Here is a 407-nt window from a genome sequence, read left to right on the forward strand (position 1 = left end):
CGTCAGCATGGTCTCGGCCGAGACCTTGAACAGCAGGTCGTAGAGGACGGCCTTGTTCTGGTAGGCGATGTCGGCGAGGGCCGCAGGCAGCGTGAACACGACATGATAGTACGGCACCGGCAACAACTCGGCCTCGCGGTCGGCAAGCCATTCCTTCGCGGCGGCGCCTTGGCACTTCGGACAGTGCCGGTTGCGGCAGGAGTTGTAGGCGATGGTCGTGTAGGCACAGTCCTCACAGCGCGCGACATGGCCGCCGAGGGCTGCCGTGCGGCAGCGCTCGATCGCCGACATCACCTTCATCTGGTCGAGGCTGACATGGCCGGCGCGGGCTTGACGCCATGCCGGGCCATGGTTGCGGAAGATGTCCGCAACCTCCAAGGCTGGGCGCGACACGCGTGCGTCAGCCG

At 66.3% G+C, this 407-nt stretch carries 1 protein-coding gene; it reads right to left on the minus strand.

What is annotated here, in order from left to right:
• The coding region (locus tag AC5ZG5_RS46485; protein WP_496165603.1) for an IS91 family transposase at nt 1-393 on the minus strand (393 nt) is incomplete at its 3' end.
• Nucleotides 394-407 lie beyond the last annotated feature (14 nt).

Source organism: Bradyrhizobium sp. Ses1, from assembly GCF_059512365.1.